This window comes from Streptococcus oralis, from assembly GCF_001075875.1.
Classification (GTDB): Bacteria; Bacillota; Bacilli; order Lactobacillales; family Streptococcaceae; genus Streptococcus; species Streptococcus oralis_I.
The window spans coordinates 1-5,461 of record NZ_JUOS01000141.1; the positions used below are offsets into that span (position 1 = coordinate 1).

Genomic DNA, 5,461 nt, shown 5'->3' on the forward strand with positions numbered 1-5,461 from the left:
AACAAAATAGGCTCCATAATTCCTATGGTGGTGCTACCCACTACAGAAATTATAGAGCCCAAAAAAGCGTCAGTTTGAAACTGACGTTTTATTGTTTAGGTTCTTGATGTGTGAGGTTTAAGCCCCAGGGAACAAGATTTTCTGTTTTATTACGAATACGATTGATATTATCTTTGTGGCGGATAATAATTAAACCTGCGAGAGCTAGGATAATCGCTACGAATAATAAATCGTAACTTGGCAGTAGGAAACCGATAAGTGGAAAGAGAATCACCCCAAGTACAGCAGCGAGAGCAGCAGTAACACTAGAGAGAGAAATCATGCTTCCTAGATATAGAGTTCCAAAGAAGACTACTGCTAGATAGAGGCAAAATAGAGGAGCAAATCCGAAAATGACTCCAGCACTAGTTGCGACAGCCTTTCCTCCTTTAAATCCTGCAAATACTGGGAAGGTATGCCCAATCACAGCTAAAAGGCCAAAGACTAGAGGTGACACACCTTGAACATGAAAGATAAGTGGAAGCAAGGTTGCGATGGTTCCTTTGAAAAAGTCAATCACGAAGGTTGCCATACCCGCTTTCTTACCTAAAATACGAAAGGTATTGGTCGTTCCAGTATTACCTGAACCATGTTCTCTTAGATTGATCTTAAAGAAGATTTGCCCAATCCACAGTCCTGAAGGGATAGAACCCAATAAATAAGCTAAAATTAATAATACTATTGTCATCATGCTTCTATTATACCATGAAATAGGAGAGAAACGGAAAGGAATCTTTTCTCAAATTGTGACATCTGATACTTTATGTAAGTAGAAAAATTTTCTCATGAACACTATTGTTCGGAAATTAAGGATAAAGTTTTAAAAATTCATGGTAATTTCTGAAAATCCTTGATTTTGTGTTTATTTATGCTATAATAGGAACAATTATTTTTAGGAGGTGGAGTATGTCTTACTTATTTGAGATATTACCAACTTTATTGAGCGGTGCTACAATGACTTTACAAGTTTTTGCACTGGTCTTGCTCTTTTCAATCCCTTTAGGTATTTTGGTTGCCTTTTGCTTACAGGTCCATTGGAAACCCCTCCATTACATAATTGATGTTTATATCTGGGTGATGCGTGGGACACCCTTGCTTTTGCAACTAATTTTTATTTATTATGTCCTACCAAGTATCGGAATTCGATTGGACCGGGTGCCAGCTGCGATTATTGCCTTCACGCTTAATTATGCAGCCTATTTTGCTGAAATTTTCCGTGGAGGAATTGCAACGATTCCTCAGGGGCAATACGAAGCAGCTAAGGTTTTGAAATTCAATCACTTCGATACGGTTCGCTATATCATCTTGCCACAGGTGACCAAGATTGTCTTACCAAGTGTATTTAATGAGGTTATGAGTTTGGTTAAGGATACTTCTCTGGTCTATGCACTCGGTATTTCAGATTTAATCCTAGCTAGTCGTACTGCTGCCAATCGTGATGCGAGCTTGATTCCAATGTTTTTAGCAGGAGCTATCTATCTTCTCATGATTGGTATTGTTACGATTATAGCTAAGAAACTTGAGAAAAAGTTTAGCTACTATAGATAGGAGGTTATCCATGTTAGAGTTAAGAAATATCAGCAAAAAATTTGGAAAAAAAGAAATTTTATCCAATTTCAGTTTAACAATTCCTGAAAAGCAAATTTTGGCCATTGTTGGCCCTTCTGGTGGTGGAAAGACTACCTTGCTTAGAATGTTAGCTGGACTAGAAACCATTGATTCGGGAGAGATTTTTTATAATGGAGAATCCCTACCTTTGGATGAACTTGAAAAGCGCCACTTGTTAGGTTTTGTTTTTCAAGATTTTCAGCTTTTTCCTCACTTATCCGTTATGGAAAACTTGATTTTGTCACCTATCAAGACTATGGGGATGTCTGAAGCAGATGCAAAGAAGAAGGCGGTCGACTTATTAACTCGTCTGGGACTCGAAGCTCATGCAGATGCCTATCCATACTCCTTATCTGGTGGTCAAAAGCAACGGGTTGCCTTAGCGCGTGCTATGATGATTGATCCAGAAGTGATTGGTTATGACGAACCAACTTCAGCCCTTGACCCAGAGTTGCGTCTCGAGGTTGAAAAACTAATCCTACAAAATCGAGAATTAGGCATGACTCAGATTGTCGTGACTCACGATCTCCAGTTTGCAGAGAATATTGCTGATCAGATTCTCAAAGTAGAGCCTAAGTAGGAGGTGTCTATGAATCTAAAGAAAATCAGTCTTGTTTTGGTATTCTTTCTGGCTTTTTTCCTAGTAGGATGTACGCAAAAAGCTAGTGATCCCAAAGTCGATAATTGGGACAAATACCAACAACAAGGAAGCATTACTATTGGATTTGACAATACCTTTGTTCCTATGGGGTTTGAAGAAAAGAATGGCCAATATGTCGGATTTGATATTGACTTAGCCCAGGCTGTTTCTGAGAAACTGGGGTTCAAGGTACAGTTTCAACCCATTGATTGGGATATGAAGGAAACAGAACTTCAAAACGGCACTATTGATGCTATCTGGAATGGATATTCCGCAACAGATGAACGCCGTGAGAAGGTTGCTTTTACCATTCCTTACATGGAGAATCAACAAGTTCTCGTCTCTAAAAAATCGCAAAATATCCAGTCGGTTTCGGATATGAAAAATAAGATTTTGGGAGCCCAAGCAGGTTCTTCTGGTTATCTAGATTTTGAAGCTCAGCCAGAACTCTTAAAAAATATTGTAAAAGATCAAAAAGCCAACCAATATCAGAGTTTTAACGAAGCCTTGATTGACTTGCAAAATGATCGGATTGATGCTCTTTTAATTGACCGTGTTTACGCTAATTATTATCTTAAAACGGAAGGGATTATAGACCAGTATGAGATTTTCCCAGCTGGTTTTGAGAGTGAGTCTTTTGCAGTTGGAGTAAGACCAGCAGATAAGACCTTGTTAGCAAATTTGAATCAAGCTTTTGTGGAACTCTATCAAGAAGGTAAATTCCAAGAAATTAGCCAAAAATGGTTTGGTGAAGATATAGCAACAAGCCAAGTTAAAGGAAAAGAAAACTAAGATGTATATCTTGGTTTCTTTTTTTGGTGAAGATGGACGGTTTTTTGCTAAAAAGGACTTGTGAATAGGCTTTTAACTAGAAAATTTTGCAAAATCCCTAGAAAACCTGTAAAATAGAAAAGATGAACAAATAGGAGGTTCCTTGTGTCAAAAAAGGAAATCAATATTAACAATTATAATGATGACGCCATTCAGGTGTTAGAAGGGTTAGATGCGGTTCGAAAACGTCCGGGAATGTATATCGGATCGACTGACGGCGCTGGGCTACATCACCTTGTTTGGGAAATTGTCGATAATGCGGTCGATGAAGCCCTGTCTGGATTCGGCGATCGTATTGATGTGACCATTAATAAAGACGGAAGTTTAACGGTTCAAGACCATGGACGTGGGATGCCGACTGGTATGCACGCTATGGGAATTCCAACGGTTGAGGTAATCTTTACCATTCTTCACGCTGGAGGAAAATTCGGTCAAGGTGGTTATAAGACTTCTGGTGGTCTCCACGGGGTTGGTTCTTCTGTCGTGAATGCCCTCTCTAGTTGGCTGGAAGTAGAAATTACTCGTGATGGTGCGGTTTACAAGCAACGTTTTGAAAACGGTGGGAAGCCAGTAACAACTCTTGAAAAGGTTGGTACAGCACCAAAATCTAAGACAGGTACCAAAGTGACCTTCATGCCGGATGCTAGTATCTTTTCCACGACAGACTTTAAGTACCATACCATTTCAGAGCGTCTCAATGAGTCAGCCTTTCTTTTGAAAAATGTAACCTTGTCATTAACGGATAAGCGAACAGACGAAGCAATTGAATTCCATTATGAAAATGGGGTACAAGACTTTGTTTCTTACCTCAACGAAGACAAGGAAACCTTGACGCCTGTCCTATATTTTGAAGGGGAAGATAATGGTTTTCAAGTAGAAGTAGCCCTCCAGTATAATGATGGCTTTTCAGATAACATCTTGTCCTTTGTTAATAACGTTCGTACCAAAGATGGTGGAACGCATGAGACAGGACTCAAGTCTGCCATTACCAAAGTCATGAATGACTATGCGAGAAAAACTGGCCTTCTCAAAGAAAAAGATAAAAACCTAGAAGGGTCAGATTACCGTGAAGGTTTATCAGCTGTTCTTTCTATCTTGGTTCCTGAAGAACATTTGCAATTTGAAGGACAGACTAAGGACAAACTAGGAAGTCCACTAGCTCGTCCAGTTGTAGATGGGATTGTGGCTGATAAGTTAACCTTCTTCCTCATGGAAAATGGGGAGTTGGCTTCTAATCTGATTCGTAAAGCTATCAAGGCTCGTGATGCCCGTGAGGCAGCACGTAAAGCGCGTGATGAGAGTCGCAATGGCAAGAAAAACAAAAAAGATAAGGGCTTGCTTTCTGGTAAATTAACCCCAGCCCAGTCTAAAAATCCGGCTAAGAACGAACTCTATCTGGTCGAGGGGGACTCTGCCGGTGGATCTGCCAAACAAGGTCGTGACCGCAAGTTTCAAGCTATCTTGCCTCTCCGTGGTAAGGTCATCAATACAGCCAAGGCCAAGATGGCAGATATCCTGAAAAATGAAGAAATCAACACCATGATTTATACCATCGGTGCTGGTGTTGGGGCAGACTTCTCCCTTGAAGATGCTAACTATGACAAGATCATTATCATGACCGATGCAGACACCGATGGTGCCCACATTCAAACCCTTCTCTTAACCTTCTTTTATCGCTACATGCGTCCACTAGTCGAGGCAGGACATGTCTATATCGCCCTTCCGCCTCTTTACAAGATGTCCAAAGGTAAAGGCAAGAAAGAAGAAGTGGCCTACGCTTGGACAGACGGGGAACTGGAAGAACTTCGCAAGCAGTTTGGTAAAGGCGCTACACTTCAACGATATAAAGGTCTTGGTGAGATGAATGCCGATCAACTCTGGGAAACAACCATGAATCCAGAAACTCGTACCCTCATCCGTGTTACGATTGAAGACCTAGCACGCGCAGAACGTCGTGTCAATGTCCTCATGGGTGATAAGGTCGAACCACGTCGTAAGTGGATCGAAGACAATGTCAAGTTTACGTTGGAGGAGAGTGGGGAGATGGTGTTTTAACGGAGTACTTTTCATTGGAGCAAACGCTCCTAATGAAAAGACGCTTGCCGCTATCAGGCGGACAAGCTAACTCCCTTACTAGCTCGAAAAGTAAAAAATAACGTTTTGCTTTTCTCACGTCGTTGGAGGAAAAGTTATGATAACAAAAGAAGAATATTTTCAATTTTTAGAAACATTTGAATTGAGGCAAGAAGGACAAGGGATTTCAGAAACTTTGCTTGAAGACTTTTTGAATAAATTTGAATCTTTTGGAGTCTGCTCTTTTTATAAGTATGCTAGATACAATGA

Annotated in this window: 5 protein-coding genes; 4 read left to right on the forward strand and 1 reads right to left on the reverse strand. The window is 40.3% G+C overall.

The window, feature by feature from the left end:
* Positions 1 to 88 precede the first annotated feature (88 nt).
* Positions 89 to 730: a glycerol-3-phosphate 1-O-acyltransferase PlsY gene (gene plsY / locus ADM33_RS08105; protein WP_049504383.1), complete on the reverse strand. Its 642-nt coding sequence runs from the start codon at positions 728 to 730 to the stop codon at positions 89 to 91.
* Between the two features lie 215 nt (positions 731 to 945).
* On the opposite strand from plsY, the gene ADM33_RS08110 reads away from it, so the two are divergent.
* The 4 genes from ADM33_RS08110 to parE all read left to right on the forward strand — a co-directional run bounded on the left by ADM33_RS08110 (position 946) and on the right by parE (position 5,173).
* On the forward strand, positions 946 to 1,587 hold the full coding sequence (locus tag ADM33_RS08110; protein WP_049504385.1) for an amino acid ABC transporter permease: 642 nt from the start codon (positions 946 to 948) through the stop codon (positions 1,585 to 1,587).
* A 10-nt stretch (positions 1,588 to 1,597) separates the two neighbouring features.
* Positions 1,598 to 2,227, forward strand: a complete 630-nt coding sequence (locus tag ADM33_RS08115; protein WP_049504388.1) for an amino acid ABC transporter ATP-binding protein — start codon at positions 1,598 to 1,600, stop codon at positions 2,225 to 2,227.
* Between the two features lie 9 nt (positions 2,228 to 2,236).
* Positions 2,237 to 3,079: an amino acid ABC transporter substrate-binding protein gene (locus tag ADM33_RS08120; protein ID WP_049504390.1), complete on the forward strand. Its 843-nt coding sequence runs from the start codon at positions 2,237 to 2,239 to the stop codon at positions 3,077 to 3,079.
* 144 nt (positions 3,080 to 3,223) lie between these two features.
* Positions 3,224 to 5,173 carry a DNA topoisomerase IV subunit B gene (gene parE / locus ADM33_RS08125; protein ID WP_049504391.1) on the forward strand — a complete coding sequence of 650 codons (1,950 nt, stop codon included), beginning with the start codon at positions 3,224 to 3,226 and terminating at the stop codon, positions 5,171 to 5,173.
* Positions 5,174 to 5,461: the final 288 nt, after the last annotated feature.

Bases quoted from the DNA above. Each gene is read 5' to 3' on its own strand.
- plsY (WP_049504383.1), bottom strand. From the start codon at position 730: ATGATGACAATAGTATTATTAATTTTAGCTTATTTATTGGGTTCTATC.
- ADM33_RS08110 (WP_049504385.1), top strand. From the start codon at position 946: ATGTCTTACTTATTTGAGATATTACCAACTTTATTGAGCGGTGCTACA.
- ADM33_RS08115 (WP_049504388.1), top strand. From the start codon at position 1,598: ATGTTAGAGTTAAGAAATATCAGCAAAAAATTTGGAAAAAAAGAAATT.
- ADM33_RS08120 (WP_049504390.1), top strand. From the start codon at position 2,237: ATGAATCTAAAGAAAATCAGTCTTGTTTTGGTATTCTTTCTGGCTTTT.